Below are 12587 nucleotides of genomic sequence, written 5' to 3'. Positions count from 1 at the left end.
CAAACCTATGCCAGGCTTCCTTGCAGCACCGTCAGCTTGGCCTTCTTGGGCATGCGGGCGGTCAGCCATTCCAGCGCCTTGTCGTGCGGCATCGGGAAGGCGATGGAGTAGCCCTGCACCTGGTCGCAGCCGATCGCCATCAGCGAATTGAGCTCGGCCTCGGTTTCGGCGCCCTCTGCGACGATCGAGATGCCAAGGCCACGCGCCAGCTCGGTGATGGCGCGGACGATCTTCGAGTTGTCGCCATTCTCATGGATGTTCTGGACGAAGCGGCGATCGATCTTCAGCCGGTCGATCTCGTTCGGGTTGACATGGCTGAGCGAAGCATAGCCGGTGCCGAAATCATCGAGTTCAAGATGGACGCCGGCTGCCCGGATGTGCCGCAGCTTGGCCGCGATGCCCGTCTTTTCGTCATCGAGGATGACGGATTCGACGATTTCCAGCGACAGTTTCTGCGGCGGCAGCCCGGCCTTTTCCAGCGTCTCGAACAAAAACACATCGAAGTCGTGCTCGCGCAGCTCGGTGCCGGAAACATTGACGGCAAGCCGTCCGAAGGCAATGCCGGCGCGATTCCATTCGGCGGCCTCGTTGATCGCCTTGGTGATGACGATGCGGCCGATCTCGGGCATGAAGCCGCATTTCTCGGCGACCGGAATGAACTCGCCGGGCGGGATCATGCCGCGCTCCGCATGGTTCCAGCGCACCAGCGCCTCGATGCCGCTGATCGTGCCGTTGGTCAGCGATACCTGCGGCTGGAAATAGACCTGGAACGCCCGCTCGGCGATGGCGACCTTGATGTCGTGCTCGAGCTGCTTGCGATAGTCGAGTTCGCGGCGCAGCTCCTCGGAGAAGAAGGAGAAGTTGCCGCCACCAAGCTTCTTGGCGGAGTAAAGCGCCAGATCGGCATGGACCAGCAAATCCCCAGCATTGTCGGCGTCGATCGGATAGACCGCGATGCCGGCGCTGGCGCCTGGGAGAATGGTCGTGCCCTGGAAGACGATCGGCTCGTTGATGTGTGCCAGGATGCGCCGCGCCAGCATATTGATGTCTTCGGTGCCGCCGGCGCCGCCGAGGATCATGACGAACTCGTCGCCGCCCAGGCGCACGCACAGATCCGACGCCCGGCAGGAATCGCGCATGCGCTGTGCCGTGACGACCAGCACATAGTCGCCGGCGGCGTGGCCGAGCGTATCGTTGATCTGCTTGAATCGGTCGAGATCGAGCTGGACGACGGCAAGGCGTTCGCGACGCCGGTGCGTGCCCTTGATCAGCGTGTCGAAATGATCGGTCAGGAACGTGCGGTTGTGCAGGCCGGTGAGGCCGTCATGCACCGCGATGAAGGCCATGGAATTGCGCGCGTCGATCAATTCATTCGTCTTGCGCAGGATGGCGTTCGACATCGGCCTAAAGATGAACAGCGCCACCAGTATGATGACGCCGATTGTGGCGTAGAACAGCGTGCGATGGAGAGCGAGCAGCTTCTCGGAGCGGTCGTCGGCGTCGGCAGTGATGCGCTGGCCGAGCGCGGCATAGCCCGACAAGGTCGCATTGGCGACAGAGGCGTCGAGATTGACGCGCTCGCCGCCGCCCTTGTAACCGCCATTGCCGCTGAATTGCGATTCATAGGCCGAGATCAGGCGGTCGCCATTGGCGATCAGCCCGACCGAGAAATAGTCGAGGTGGAAGGGCTTGGCGAAAAGGACGCTTTCGATCGACTTCGGGTCGAGCTTGGCCGGCGATTGCGGATCGGCTCCCGTCTGATCGAGCAGCAGGTCGTAGTTCGTCTCGAACTCCGCCGTTGCCTGCTTGAGCGCGCTGACCAGCGCCGGCTGCTTGTCGCGTGAACCGGCACCCGTTGCACCGGCAAGGAAGACGATGCGCTGCGACAGCGTCTTTTGCGTGCTGACGATGTCGAGCAAGTTGTGATTGTGCTGTTGGGTGGCCATCATCTGCTGCAGCAGGATGAAGGAGGCGATCACCATGGCCGCAATGATCAGCAGGGCCAGCCAATAGCCAGCCTTGATCAGCAGTATGAGCTTGCCTGAAACGGTTTGCACCGGCTGCTGCGACATTTTCGGGGGCGGCCCTCTCGCCTACGGATTCTTGCCAAAAGATTCTTGTATGAGCACCATTGAACTGCAAACGTTAACAGGACCGGAAATCGACGGCTGCCCGGAAAGGGGCAGCTGTCGAAAGATCGCGAAATGGTTATCGGCTCGTTTAGCGCCGTACCGGCATTTGAGCGGTCATCGGCCAGAACCGTTTGTCGCGGCGTCGTTTCCGCGGCTGCATGATGATCGACATCGGGGCCGCATCGTGCTGCCTGCCACCGATCCGGTCGTTTTTGCGATGGATTTTTCGCGCGGACGAGACGACAGTCAGCCCACATCAAACGAGGCCGACCATGACCGCAGCATTCCTCTCCCACATCGACAGCGAGCTCGCGGGGCTCAAATCGGCAGGCCTCTACAAGTCGGAGCGGTTGATCACTTCGACGCAGTCGGCCGAGATCGAGGTCGGCGGCGACAAGGTGCTGAATTTCTGTGCCAACAACTATCTCGGCCTCGCCGATAGCGCCGATTTGCGCAATGCTGCCAAGCAGGCGCTCGACCGCTATGGCTACGGCATGGCATCGGTGCGCTTTATCTGCGGCACGCAGGAAGAGCACAAGCAGCTCGAATCCACGATTTCCTCTTTCCTCGGCATGGAAGACACCATCCTCTACGGCTCCTGTTTCGATGCCAATGGCGGCCTGTTCGAGACGCTGCTGGGCGAGGAAGACGCCATTATCTCGGATGCCTTGAATCATGCCTCGATCATCGATGGCGTGAGGCTGTCTAAGGCCAAACGTTTCCGCTACGCCAACAACGATATGGCCGATCTCGAGGCGCGCCTGAAGGAGGCGAAAGACTGCCGCTTCCGGTTGATCGCCACCGACGGCGTGTTTTCGATGGATGGCATCATCGCCAATCTCAGGGGTGTCTGCGACCTCGCCGAGAAATACGACGCCATGGTGATGGTCGACGACAGCCATGCCGTCGGCTTCGTCGGCCAGAACGGCCGCGGCTCGGCCGAACATTGCGGCGTCGAGGGCAGGGTCGACATCGTCACCGGCACGCTCGGCAAGGCGCTTGGCGGGGCCTCCGGTGGCTACACCTCGGGCAAAGGCCAGGTGGTCGACTGGCTGCGCCAGCGCTCACGGCCGTATCTGTTCTCCAACACGCTGATGCCGGCGATCGCCGGCGCTTCGATCAAAGTGTTCGAACTGATCAAAGACGGCGATGGGCTGCGCGACAAACTCTACGACAATGCGGCGCGCTTCCGGTCGCAGATGGGCAAACTCGGCTTCACGCTGGCCGGAGCCGATCATCCGATCATCCCGGTGATGCTGGGTGATGCCAGCCTGGCGCAGGAGATGGCGGCGCGCATGCTGAAGCGCGGCATCTATGTCATCGGCTTCTCCTTCCCGGTGGTGCCGAAAGGGCAGGCCCGCATCCGCACGCAGATGTCGGCGGCCCATTCCAGCGCCGATATCGACCGCGCGGTGGAAGCGTTTGCCGCCGTCGGGCGCGAACTCGGGGTCATTTCCTGAAAGGCCGGAATCGAAAAGCGCTTCCGGATCAAGAGATTCAAGGGACAAAAGCATGTCGAACATGATGAAGGCGCTGGTGAAGGCCAAGGCCGAGCCAGGCATCTGGATGGAAGAGGTGCCGGTGCCGGAGATCGGCCCCAACGACGTGCTGATCAAGATCAAGAAGACGGCGATCTGCGGCACCGACGTGCATATCTACAATTGGGACCAGTGGGCGCAGAAGACGGTGCCGGTGCCGATGGTCACCGGCCATGAATTCGTCGGCACCGTTGCCGATTTCGGCGCTGCGGTCACCGAATACAAGGTTGGCAAGCGCGTGTCGGGCGAAGGCCACATCGTCTGCGGCCATTGCCGCAACTGCCGGGCGGGCAGGGGGCATCTGTGCCGCAACACGCTCGGCGTCGGGGTCAACCGTCCGGGCGCTTTCGGCGAGTATCTGGCGATCCCGCAGCACAATGTCGTGCCGATCCCCGATGATGTGCCCGACGAGATCGCCGCCATCTTCGATCCCCTGGGCAATGCCGTTCACACCGCATTGTCCTTTGATCTGGTCGGCGAGGATGTGCTGGTGACCGGCGCCGGGCCGATCGGCATCATGGGCGCGCTCGTCGCGCAATGCGTCGGCGCGCGCAAAGTGGTCATCACCGACATCAACCCGGTGCGGCTGGCGCTGGCCAAGAAACTCGGCGTCCAGCATGTCGTCGACGCCTCGAAGGAAAAGCTGCGCGACGTCATGCCGGCGCTTGGCATGACCGAGGGGTTCGACGTCGGCCTCGAAATGTCGGGCGCCGCCCCCGCTTTCCGCGACATGATCGACACCATGAACAATGGCGGCAAGATCGCCATTCTGGGCATCGCGCCGACCGGCTTCGAGATCGACTGGAACAAGGTCATCTTCAAGATGCTGCATCTCAAGGGCATCTACGGCCGCGAGATGTTCGAAACCTGGTACAAGATGATCGCGCTTGTGCAGGGCCCGCTGGATGTCTCCGGCCTGATCACGCACCGCATCGGCATCGACGATTTCCAAGCCGGCTTCGATGCGATGCGCAGCGGCAGTTCCGGCAAGGTGGTGATGGACTGGTAGATGCCGCCCTACCGCAGAATTCTGTTTTTCATCAGCCATTTCACGGAGCGGGGCCACGCGTGGTTCGCACCCATGCGAAGATCGGTAAACCCCTCCGAAACATGTCTCCCGGTTTCGGCGTCAAGGATGCGAATGAACATAGTATGTTCTGTTCGGTTGACGCGCGTTACGACGCCAAGCAAGGCAAGCGACGCGCCGTGCTCCTTGGCAATCGGGCCTTCACAACCAGCGCAGTTGCGCAATCCGTGCGGCGCAGCAGCCTGTGTATCCCTCGCCGGCACATCAATTACTGTAAAACCCCCAGACTGGGAGAGCATGTCCCTCGCAACTTGTGCCGATTCCGACAGATAGCGCCTGTCATATTCATCCGGGGGAATTATTCCCGCCCCGGCGCTCTTATCCTCCAATTCGAAAGGGAACACTTCGATCGACATCGGCTTTGTCTGCTGGGCCTGCGCAAATGTGCAGGTGCCTACAAGCAGCGTCACCAGGACACTTAATGTGCGAATGCTCATCGTAGTCCTCCCGTCGGTGTGATGGGCATTATACGCGGCCTGACAACGCAAATCACGATCAAATCGAAGGCAATGCTATGCTTTGGCTGTGGTGGGAGCTCCCACGCAGTCTCGCTCGAACTCTGTCGTTCAGAGTGATTGGCTTGATCTTGGACTAGCTCGGGACCAGACTGGTCTCCAATGCAGCCAGTCCGCTGGTGATCGCCGCGCGCTCTTCAGCACTTAGTCTTGCCAGCAAATCCCGTTCGAACGCCTTCGCCAGCGGCACCATCTCGCGATAGGCGGCAAGCCCCGTTCCGGTCAGCGTCAAATGTTCGATACGGCGGTCTTTTTCGTCCGGTTTTCGCGTCAGCCAGCGACGCCGTTCGAGTTCGGCGACAGCGCGCGAAACCTTTGTCTTGTGCATGGCCGACTGTTCGCCCAGCGCCGTCGCCGTCATCGTGCCACGCTGTCCGAGCCCGGCCAGCGTGCGCCATTCGGGACGCGTGAGGCCGTGACGATCCTTGTATATCCTCGAGAATTCCCGGCTGACGGCCTCGGCAAGCCGGTGCAGCCGGTAGGGCAGGAAATTTTCCAGATTGAGAATTTCAGGCGCGTCGGACGCTTCGCTCTTGATCACCATTTTTCAAAGTCGCCATTGATGGTTACATTTTCAATGGTTACAAATGAAACCAGTTTGGTCAATTGATATCCATTTCGGGAGGAAGCAATGGCCTTTTCCTATATGCCGGGCTTCGGCAACGACTTCGAAACCGAGACGCTGCCCGGTTCGCTGCCGCAAGGACGGAATTCCCCGCAGCGGCCGGCCTACGGCCTCTACGCCGAGCAGCTTTCGGGCTCGCCCTTCACCGCGCCGCGCGGCACCAATGAGCGCTCCTGGCTCTACCGCATCCGGCCAAGTGTGAAGCACACCGGCCGCTTCAAGCCGGCGAGCTATCCCTTGTGGAAGAGCGCGCCCAATGTCGGTGATCACGAACTGGCGCTTGGCCAGTACCGCTGGAATCCGGTGCCGATGCCGAAGGAGCCGACCGATTTTATCAAGGGCATGCGCAGCATCACCACATCAGGCGACGTGCTCGGTCAGGCGGGCATGGCAGCGCATGTCTATGTCGCCAACACCTCGATGGTCGACGACCATTTCTTCAACGCCGACGGTGAATTGCTGGTCGTGCCGCAGGTCGGCGCCTTGCGCTTGGTCACCGAGATGGGCGTCATAGAGCTTCGGCCCGGCGAGATTGCCGTGCTGCCACGCGGTCTGGTCTTCAAGGTCGAGCTGGGCGACAAGGAAGTGCGCGGCTATGTCTGCGAGAACTACGGCGCCAAGCTGACGCTGCCCGACCGTGGCCCGATCGGCGCCAATTGCCTGGCCAATCCGCGCGATTTCAAGACGCCTTGCGCCTGGTTCGAGGAGAAGGAAACGCCGTGCCGGCTGACGGTGAAATGGTGCGGCAATTTCCATGTCACCGAGATCGGCCATTCGCCGCTGGACGTCGTTGCCTGGCACGGCAATTACGCGCCCTACAAATATGATCTGGCGACCTTTTCGCCGGTCGGAGCGCTGCTGTTCGACCATCCCGACCCGTCCATCTTCACGGTGCTGACCGCACCGAGCGGCGAGGAGGGCACGGCCAATATCGACTTCGTCATCTTCCCGCCGCGCTGGCTGGTGGCCGAAGATACCTTCCGGCCGCCCTGGTACCACCGCAACATCATGAGCGAGTTCATGGGCCTGATCCATGGCCAGTACGACGCCAAGGAAGAAGGCTTTGTGCCCGGCGGCATCAGCCTGCACAATCTGATGCTGGCCCATGGGCCGGATGCGCCTGGCTTCGAAAAGGCCTCGCGCGCGGACCTGAAACCGGTCAAGCTCGACAACACCATGGCGTTCATGTTCGAGACCCGATACCCGCAGATGCTGACCCGCTACGGCGCGGAACTCGAAACCCGGCAGGACAACTACATCGATTGCTGGGCGGACCTCAAGAAGCGTTTCAACGGCACGCCCGAGGGCGACTGGTCTTGAGCACCGAGCCAATGCCGGATCGGTTGGTGCTTTTGGGCTCGAAGGGTGGCCCGGCATTGCGGCCGGGTGGTCCATGGCCGAGCTCGTCGGTGCTGCGGATGGGCGGCCGCTGCATCGTCGTCGATTGCGGCCTTGGCGTCACGCGGGGTCTCGTCGATGCCGGCATCAGCCTGAAATCGCTCGACCTGATCTTCATCACCCATCTGCATTCCGATCACGTGCTGGAACTGGGGCCGCTGATCCACACCGCCTGGACGGCGGGTCTGGCGGCGCCGGTCCACGTGTTCGGTCCGCCCGGCACGGATCATTATTGGCAGCGCTTTTGCCAGGCGATGGACTTCGACATCGAAATCCGCGTCGTCGACGAGGGCCGGCCGGATATTCGAGACCTGGTTTCGATCGTCGAATTCGGCGAAGGCCAGGTGCTCGAGCAGGGCGGCTTGACGGTTTCGGCGCTGCGCGTCGAGCATCCGCCGGTGACCGACTGTTTTGCCCTGCGCTTCGAACACGGCGGGAAAAGCGTGGTGTTCTCCGCTGACACGGCCTTCTTTCCGCCGCTCGCCGAATTCGCCCGGAGTGCGGATATCCTCGTCCATGAAGCCATGCTGGAGGAAGGCATCGAGCGGCTGGTGGCCAGGACCGGCAATGGCGCGCGGCTGAAAGAGCATCTGCTTGCCAGCCACAGCTTTGCCGAAGAGGCCGGCAGCATCGCCAGCGATGCCGGGGTGAAGAGACTGGTGCTCAATCACCTCATTCCAGCCGACGATCCCGGGATCGGCGAGGCCGACTGGACTGACGCTGTCAGGAAAACATGGGCCGGCGACTTGACGATCGCCCGCGACGGCCTTGTTGTGGAGTTAAGCAGCGAGAAAGCTGCACAAGGAGAGGAAACTGCATGAAGCTTGCCACATTGAAGGACGGGACGCGCGACGGAAAACTCGTCGTCGTCTCGCGCGACTTGACACGCTTCACCGACGCCTCGTTCCTGGTGCGCACGCTGCAGGCGGCGCTCGACGACTGGCGCCGCATCGCCCCGCATCTCGCGACAATAGCGGAATCGCTTGAGAACAATGCGGTGCCGGCGGAGCGCTTCCACGAGCATGACGCCCACTCGCCGCTGCCGCGCGCCTATCAATGGACCGACGGCTCGGCTTACGTGAATCATGTCGAACTGGTGCGCAAAGCGCGCGGCGCCGAGATGCCGGCAAGCTTCTGGACCGACCCGCTGATCTACCAGGGCGGCTCGGACGCCTTCATTCCGCCACGTGACCCGATCCGCATGGCTGACGAAGGCTTCGGCATCGACATGGAGGGCGAGGTCGCCGTCATTGTCGACGACGTGCCGATGGGCGCCACTCTCGAAGAAGCGCGCGCTGCGATCCGGCTGGTCATGCTGGTCAATGACGTCACGCTGCGCGCGCTCACCGGACCGGAACTGGCGAAGGGGTTTGGTTTTTTCCAGTCAAAGCCGTCCTCGGCGTTTTCGCCGGTCGCGGTGACGCCGGACGAACTGGGTGACGCCTGGGACGGCGGCAAGGTCAGCCTGCCGCTGCTTGCCGATCTCAACGGCAAGCCGTTCGGCCGCGCCAATGCCGGTGTCGACATGACCTTCGACTTTCCGGCGCTGATCGTTCACGCGGCAAGGACACGGCCATTAGCCGCCGGCACGATCATCGGTTCCGGCACCGTCTCCAACAAGCTCGACGGCGGGCCGGGCAAGCCTGTCTCGGCCGGCGGCGCCGGCTATTCCTGCATCGCCGAATTGCGCATGATCGAGACCATTGTGTCAGGCGAACCCAAAACGCCGTTCCTGCGCTTCGGCGACACGGTGCGCATCGAGATGAAGAACAAGACCGGGCATTCGATATTCGGCGCCATCGAGCAGAAGGTCGAGAAATACGAGAGGTAAGGGCATGACCGGGGTCTATCTGCTGGCCGGTGTCTGGGCACTCGCTATACTGGCGGTCTTCATCCAGGCGATCCGGCTGAGTTACCGCATCGAGGCGCGCTCGCCTGACCTGACCAACCGCGGCGGCTTTCCGCGCAAGGCGATGATGTTCCACACCATCACCAACATGAAAGTCGCGCGGGATGAGGAGACGCAAGCCATGCGTCGGCGCATGAACGGGCTGCTGCTGATCGTTCTTGCCGGATTCGCGATCATGGGGGCAGGCTTGCATCTGGTGCGGGCAGGGGGATGATCTCGTGAACCTGCTCGACCATCTGCGCCGTATGGCCGGCAACAATCTGTGGTCGAACGACCGGCTCTACCGCGCGGTGCTGTCCCTCCAGCCCGGTGAGTTCGAGGCCGAACGCACCAGCTTCTTTCCGTCGATCAAGGCAACGCTCAACCACATCCTTGCGGTCGATCTTCTCTATCTCGATTTTCTCGAAGAGGGTGGTCTCGGTGCTGCCGCCCATGACGACTTCGTGCCCCTCGACGAGCCGGCGGCGTTGTTTGCCGCGCAGGTCGCAGCCGACCGGCGGCTGATCGCCTTTTGCGATAGGCTGTCGGCCGACGATCTCGATCGCCGCGTCATCACCGACCGGCGCGAGGACGGCATGATCCCCGAGCGCATCGGCGATATCCTCGCCCATGTCTTTCTGCACGACATCCATCACCGCGGCCAGGTGCACGCAATGCTTTCGGGCACGTCGGTCAAGCCGCCGCAATTGGACGAGTTCTTGCTCGATTATGATTTGAAGCTGAGACAAGTGGAGGTTGAGCGGCTGGGTTTGTGAGACCAATTGCTTGGCCGATCATGCCACAGCGACACCGTAACGGGCGAAATGCGGGTCGGATGTCAAGATGGTCAGGTTCTCTACTTGCGCCTGCGCGATCAGCAGTCTGTCGAATGGATCACCATGATGGTGGGGTAGGCTGCTGACGGCGTTCGCATGCTGCAAAGTGACGGCAAGTGGCTGAAATTGCATTCTGGGAAGCAGCGTTGGCAGATCGTCCGGCGCGTTGAGTTTTCCGATTGAGCGTTTGATGGCAATTTCCCAGACGCTTGCCGCGCTCGCGAACACCACCGCTTCCGAAGCCAAGATAGCGCGGTGGTGCTGGCTGAGACGTGGATCGTCTGAAATCGACCACAGGATGATATGCGTGTCGGCGAGAAACGGGCCGACCGTCATTTCACGTACTCGTCCCATTCGGGACCGAGTTCATCAAAATCGTCCGCAATCCAAATCTTGCCCTTCAAGGCGCCAATACGCGGCAGTGGTTCGGCCGCTGCCGGCGGTACGATGCGCGCGGCCACCTTGCCGTGGCGTGTGAGAACGATCTCCTCGCCGGCTTCCGCGCGGCTGACGAGTTCCGACAATTTGGCCTTGGCCTCGGCGATGGAAACATTCATAGCGCGATCCTTATGACCATAATTTAGGTCATAATTGGTCGCGCCGCAAGAAGCCCGGTTCGAATCTACTACTCCGCAGCCTGAACCTTGATCACCCCGCGCTTGATCTGGTCCTGCTCGATGGATTCGAACAGCGCGCGGAAGTTGCCCTCGCCAAAACCTTCGTCGCCCTTGCGCTGGATGAACTCGAAAAAGATCGGGCCGATCACGGTCTTCGAAAAGATCTGCAGCAGGATCTTGGTCGTGCCGCCGTCGACGACGCCTTCGCCGTCGATCAGGATACCGTGCTTCTTCATCCGCTCGATCGGTTCGTCATGGCCATTCACGCGGTCATACGACATGTCGTAGTAGGTCTCCGGAGGGCCGGGCATGAACTTCAGGCCGTTCTCGGCCAACCTGTCGGTGGCGGCGTAGATCTCGTCGGTGCCGACAGCGATGTGCTGGATGCCCTCGCCATTGTACTTCTTCAGGTATTCGGCGATCTGGCTGGTCTCGTCCTTGGACTCGTTGAGCGGAATGCGGATCTTGCCGCAGGGCGAGGTGATGGCGCGGCTGACCAGGCCGGTGATCTTGCCGTCGATGTCGAAGAAATGGATCTGCTTGAAGCCGAACAGATTGCGGTAGAAATCCCACCATGTGTCCATCTGGCCGCGGTAGACATTGTGGGTCAGGTGATCGAGATAGTAGAAGCCGACGCCTTGCGGCCGCGGGTCGCGCTCGCCCAGCCACTCGAACTCGGCATCATACGCCGAACCCTTCTTGCCATAGGTCTCGATGAAATAGAGCAGCGAGCCGCCAATGCCGACGATTGCCGGCACGTCGAGCGCCTTGTCGGCGCCTTCGTAAGGCGTGGCGCCCTTGGCAACGGCGTGATCGAAAGCGTGCTTGGCATCGACAACCCGCCAGGCCATCGAGGCAGCACAAGGCCCATGCCTGTCGACGAACTTCATCGCGTGCGAGCCAGGCTCGGCATTGACGACATAGTTGATGTCGCCCTGGCGCCAGACCGTGATGTCCTTGGTGCGGTGCTTGGCCACCGCGACATAGCCCATGCGGCTGAACAATTCGGGGAGCTTCCGCGGCTCCGTATGCGCGAATTCGACAAACTCGAAGCCGTCGGTGCCGGCCGGGTTGTCCTTGCTGATCTTGGCGGGCGGGGCGTCGTGCGGGAAGGGACCCATCATATTCCTCCGAAAGCTGGCCTGGCCTGAAAAGGCCATTTGACACGATCATAACGCGGAGGAGGCGCACGGTGCTTGCATTCAAACGCTTGAAATGATGATGTCATGCGTGAAGCGTGCATGATAAGAGAAAAAGCCATGGATGAGACGCGGATTGATCAGTTCGACCGCAAGATAATGGCGCTTTTGCAGGGCGATGCGCGGCTGACCAACAACGATCTTTCGGAGCGGGTGAACCTGTCGGCGTCGCAATGCTCGCGCCGCCGCCAGCGGCTCGAGGAGGATGGCTTTATCAAGGGCTATCGGGCGGTGCTCGACCGCGACAAACTCGGTTTTTCGCTGGTCAACGTCATCTCGGTCACACTCGCCACGCACAATCACGACAATGCGCGGCGCTTCGGTGAACTGGTGGCGCGGCTGCCCGAGGTGCAGGAAGCGCACGCGCTGACCGGCGAGATGGATTATATATTGAAAGTGGTGACGCCCGATTTGAAGTCGCTGTCGGAATTCGTCAACGGCGTGCTCTTGCCGCACGAATCCGTGCAGCATGTGAAGACGGCGATCGTGCTGGAAACGCTGAAGGAGACGGGTGCGTTACCGATTTAGGCAGAACGGATTCCAGTTGATACGTCGGAGGGGCAGCACCCCCCTCTGTCCTGCCGGACATCTCCCCCGCAAGGGGGGAGATTGGATGTCGCGAATCCCTTCGCCAATCGCCAACGTTGCAGGAAGAGCTTTGGCGGCGAAGCTGCCGATCTCCCCCCTGTTTGGACCGGAGACATCGCGAACAGGTGTGCGAGGACATCGCGAACAGTTTTGTCACTTATCGT

At 61.4% G+C, this 12587-nt stretch carries 14 protein-coding genes; 8 read left to right on the top strand and 6 right to left on the bottom strand.

The features are described 5' to 3' along the window. Positions 1–5 precede the first annotated feature (5 nt). Positions 6–2072 carry a putative bifunctional diguanylate cyclase/phosphodiesterase gene (locus tag NKJ37_RS27865; protein ID WP_352611656.1) on the bottom strand — a complete coding sequence of 689 codons (2067 nt, stop codon included), beginning with the start codon at positions 2070–2072 and terminating at the stop codon, positions 6–8. Positions 2073–2404: 332 nt separating this feature from the next. Between NKJ37_RS27865 and NKJ37_RS27860 the strand changes: the two genes are divergently transcribed. Both NKJ37_RS27860 and tdh read left to right on the top strand, forming a co-directional pair. Beyond that, complete coding sequence (locus NKJ37_RS27860) at positions 2405–3592, top strand: glycine C-acetyltransferase (protein WP_352611657.1); 1188 nt, start codon at positions 2405–2407, stop codon at positions 3590–3592. 52 nt (positions 3593–3644) lie between these two features. Continuing rightward, positions 3645–4679 (top strand): L-threonine 3-dehydrogenase, encoded by a 1035-nt coding sequence (gene tdh, locus NKJ37_RS27855; RefSeq protein WP_352678558.1) that lies wholly within the window; start codon positions 3645–3647, stop codon positions 4677–4679. Positions 4680–4687: 8 nt separating this feature from the next. Here tdh and NKJ37_RS27850 read toward each other — a convergent pair whose 3' ends face one another. Both NKJ37_RS27850 and NKJ37_RS27845 read right to left on the bottom strand, forming a co-directional pair. Continuing rightward, positions 4688–5194 (bottom strand): DUF2380 domain-containing protein, encoded by a 507-nt coding sequence (locus NKJ37_RS27850; protein WP_352678555.1) that lies wholly within the window; start codon positions 5192–5194, stop codon positions 4688–4690. Positions 5195–5348: 154 nt separating this feature from the next. Then, positions 5349–5816 carry a MarR family winged helix-turn-helix transcriptional regulator gene (locus NKJ37_RS27845; RefSeq protein ID WP_352611658.1) on the bottom strand — a complete coding sequence of 156 codons (468 nt, stop codon included), beginning with the start codon at positions 5814–5816 and terminating at the stop codon, positions 5349–5351. An 87-nt stretch (positions 5817–5903) separates the two neighbouring features. Here NKJ37_RS27845 and hmgA point away from each other — a divergent pair, with 87 nt between their 5' ends. From hmgA to NKJ37_RS27820, 5 genes are read left to right on the top strand one after another with little or no spacing between them, the layout of a single operon-like run. Next, positions 5904–7217, top strand: a complete 1314-nt coding sequence (gene hmgA / locus NKJ37_RS27840; RefSeq protein ID WP_352611659.1) for a homogentisate 1,2-dioxygenase — start codon at positions 5904–5906, stop codon at positions 7215–7217. Positions 7218–7228: 11 nt separating this feature from the next. Beyond that, the gene (locus tag NKJ37_RS27835) at positions 7229–8116 is read left to right on the top strand and encodes an MBL fold metallo-hydrolase (RefSeq protein ID WP_352775942.1); all 888 of its coding nucleotides are present in this window, start codon (positions 7229–7231) and stop codon (positions 8114–8116) included. Next, the gene (locus tag NKJ37_RS27830; protein ID WP_352775895.1) at positions 8113–9126 is read left to right on the top strand and encodes a fumarylacetoacetate hydrolase family protein; all 1014 of its coding nucleotides are present in this window, start codon (positions 8113–8115) and stop codon (positions 9124–9126) included. Before NKJ37_RS27835 ends, NKJ37_RS27830 begins: the two co-directional genes overlap by 4 nt. A 4-nt stretch (positions 9127–9130) precedes the next feature. Then, positions 9131–9418, top strand: a complete 288-nt coding sequence (locus tag NKJ37_RS27825) for a hypothetical protein (protein WP_023813586.1) — start codon at positions 9131–9133, stop codon at positions 9416–9418. Positions 9419–9422: 4 nt separating this feature from the next. Further along, on the top strand, positions 9423–9959 hold the full coding sequence (locus NKJ37_RS27820; RefSeq protein ID WP_023813587.1) for a DinB family protein: 537 nt from the start codon (positions 9423–9425) through the stop codon (positions 9957–9959). A gap of 18 nt (positions 9960–9977) precedes the next feature. Here the strand turns inward: NKJ37_RS27820 and NKJ37_RS27815 are convergent, their stop codons facing one another. The 3 genes from NKJ37_RS27815 to hppD form a co-directional block, all read right to left on the bottom strand. Beyond that, positions 9978–10355 (bottom strand): type II toxin-antitoxin system VapC family toxin, encoded by a 378-nt coding sequence (locus tag NKJ37_RS27815; RefSeq protein WP_023813588.1) that lies wholly within the window; start codon positions 10353–10355, stop codon positions 9978–9980. After that, a complete protein-coding gene (locus NKJ37_RS27810) occupies positions 10352–10576 on the bottom strand; it encodes a type II toxin-antitoxin system Phd/YefM family antitoxin (protein ID WP_023813589.1) in 225 nt (74 codons plus the stop codon). The genes NKJ37_RS27815 and NKJ37_RS27810 overlap by 4 nt, the downstream gene beginning before the upstream one ends. Positions 10577–10644: 68 nt before the next feature. Next, a complete protein-coding gene (gene hppD, locus NKJ37_RS27805) occupies positions 10645–11757 on the bottom strand; it encodes a 4-hydroxyphenylpyruvate dioxygenase (protein WP_023813590.1) in 1113 nt (370 codons plus the stop codon). Positions 11758–11895: 138 nt separating this feature from the next. Here hppD and NKJ37_RS27800 point away from each other — a divergent pair, with 138 nt between their 5' ends. Beyond that, the gene (locus NKJ37_RS27800) at positions 11896–12363 is read left to right on the top strand and encodes an Lrp/AsnC family transcriptional regulator (RefSeq protein WP_023813591.1); all 468 of its coding nucleotides are present in this window, start codon (positions 11896–11898) and stop codon (positions 12361–12363) included. Positions 12364–12587 lie beyond the last annotated feature (224 nt).

The sequence above is a fragment of the Mesorhizobium sp. M0140 genome, assembly GCF_040322475.1.
Classification (GTDB): Bacteria; Pseudomonadota; Alphaproteobacteria; order Rhizobiales; family Rhizobiaceae; genus Mesorhizobium.
This window is presented reverse-complemented; position numbering and strand designations above follow the sequence as displayed.

Bases quoted from the DNA above. Each gene is read 5' to 3' on its own strand.
- NKJ37_RS27830 (WP_352775895.1), top strand. From the start codon at position 8,113: ATGAAGCTTGCCACATTGAAGGACGGGACGCGCGACGGAAAACTCGTC.
- NKJ37_RS27865 (WP_352611656.1), bottom strand. From the start codon at position 2,072: ATGTCGCAGCAGCCGGTGCAAACCGTTTCAGGCAAGCTCATACTGCTG.
- hppD (WP_023813590.1), bottom strand. From the start codon at position 11,757: ATGGGTCCCTTCCCGCACGACGCCCCGCCCGCCAAGATCAGCAAGGAC.
- NKJ37_RS27835 (WP_352775942.1), top strand. From the start codon at position 7,229: ATGCCGGATCGGTTGGTGCTTTTGGGCTCGAAGGGTGGCCCGGCATTG.
- NKJ37_RS27810 (WP_023813589.1), bottom strand. From the start codon at position 10,576: ATGAATGTTTCCATCGCCGAGGCCAAGGCCAAATTGTCGGAACTCGTC.
- hmgA (WP_352611659.1), top strand. From the start codon at position 5,904: ATGGCCTTTTCCTATATGCCGGGCTTCGGCAACGACTTCGAAACCGAG.
- tdh (WP_352678558.1), top strand. From the start codon at position 3,645: ATGTCGAACATGATGAAGGCGCTGGTGAAGGCCAAGGCCGAGCCAGGC.
- NKJ37_RS27860 (WP_352611657.1), top strand. From the start codon at position 2,405: ATGACCGCAGCATTCCTCTCCCACATCGACAGCGAGCTCGCGGGGCTC.
- NKJ37_RS27815 (WP_023813588.1), bottom strand. From the start codon at position 10,355: ATGACGGTCGGCCCGTTTCTCGCCGACACGCATATCATCCTGTGGTCG.
- NKJ37_RS27800 (WP_023813591.1), top strand. From the start codon at position 11,896: ATGGATGAGACGCGGATTGATCAGTTCGACCGCAAGATAATGGCGCTT.
- NKJ37_RS27850 (WP_352678555.1), bottom strand. From the start codon at position 5,194: ATGAGCATTCGCACATTAAGTGTCCTGGTGACGCTGCTTGTAGGCACC.
- NKJ37_RS27845 (WP_352611658.1), bottom strand. From the start codon at position 5,816: ATGGTGATCAAGAGCGAAGCGTCCGACGCGCCTGAAATTCTCAATCTG.
- NKJ37_RS27825 (WP_023813586.1), top strand. From the start codon at position 9,131: ATGACCGGGGTCTATCTGCTGGCCGGTGTCTGGGCACTCGCTATACTG.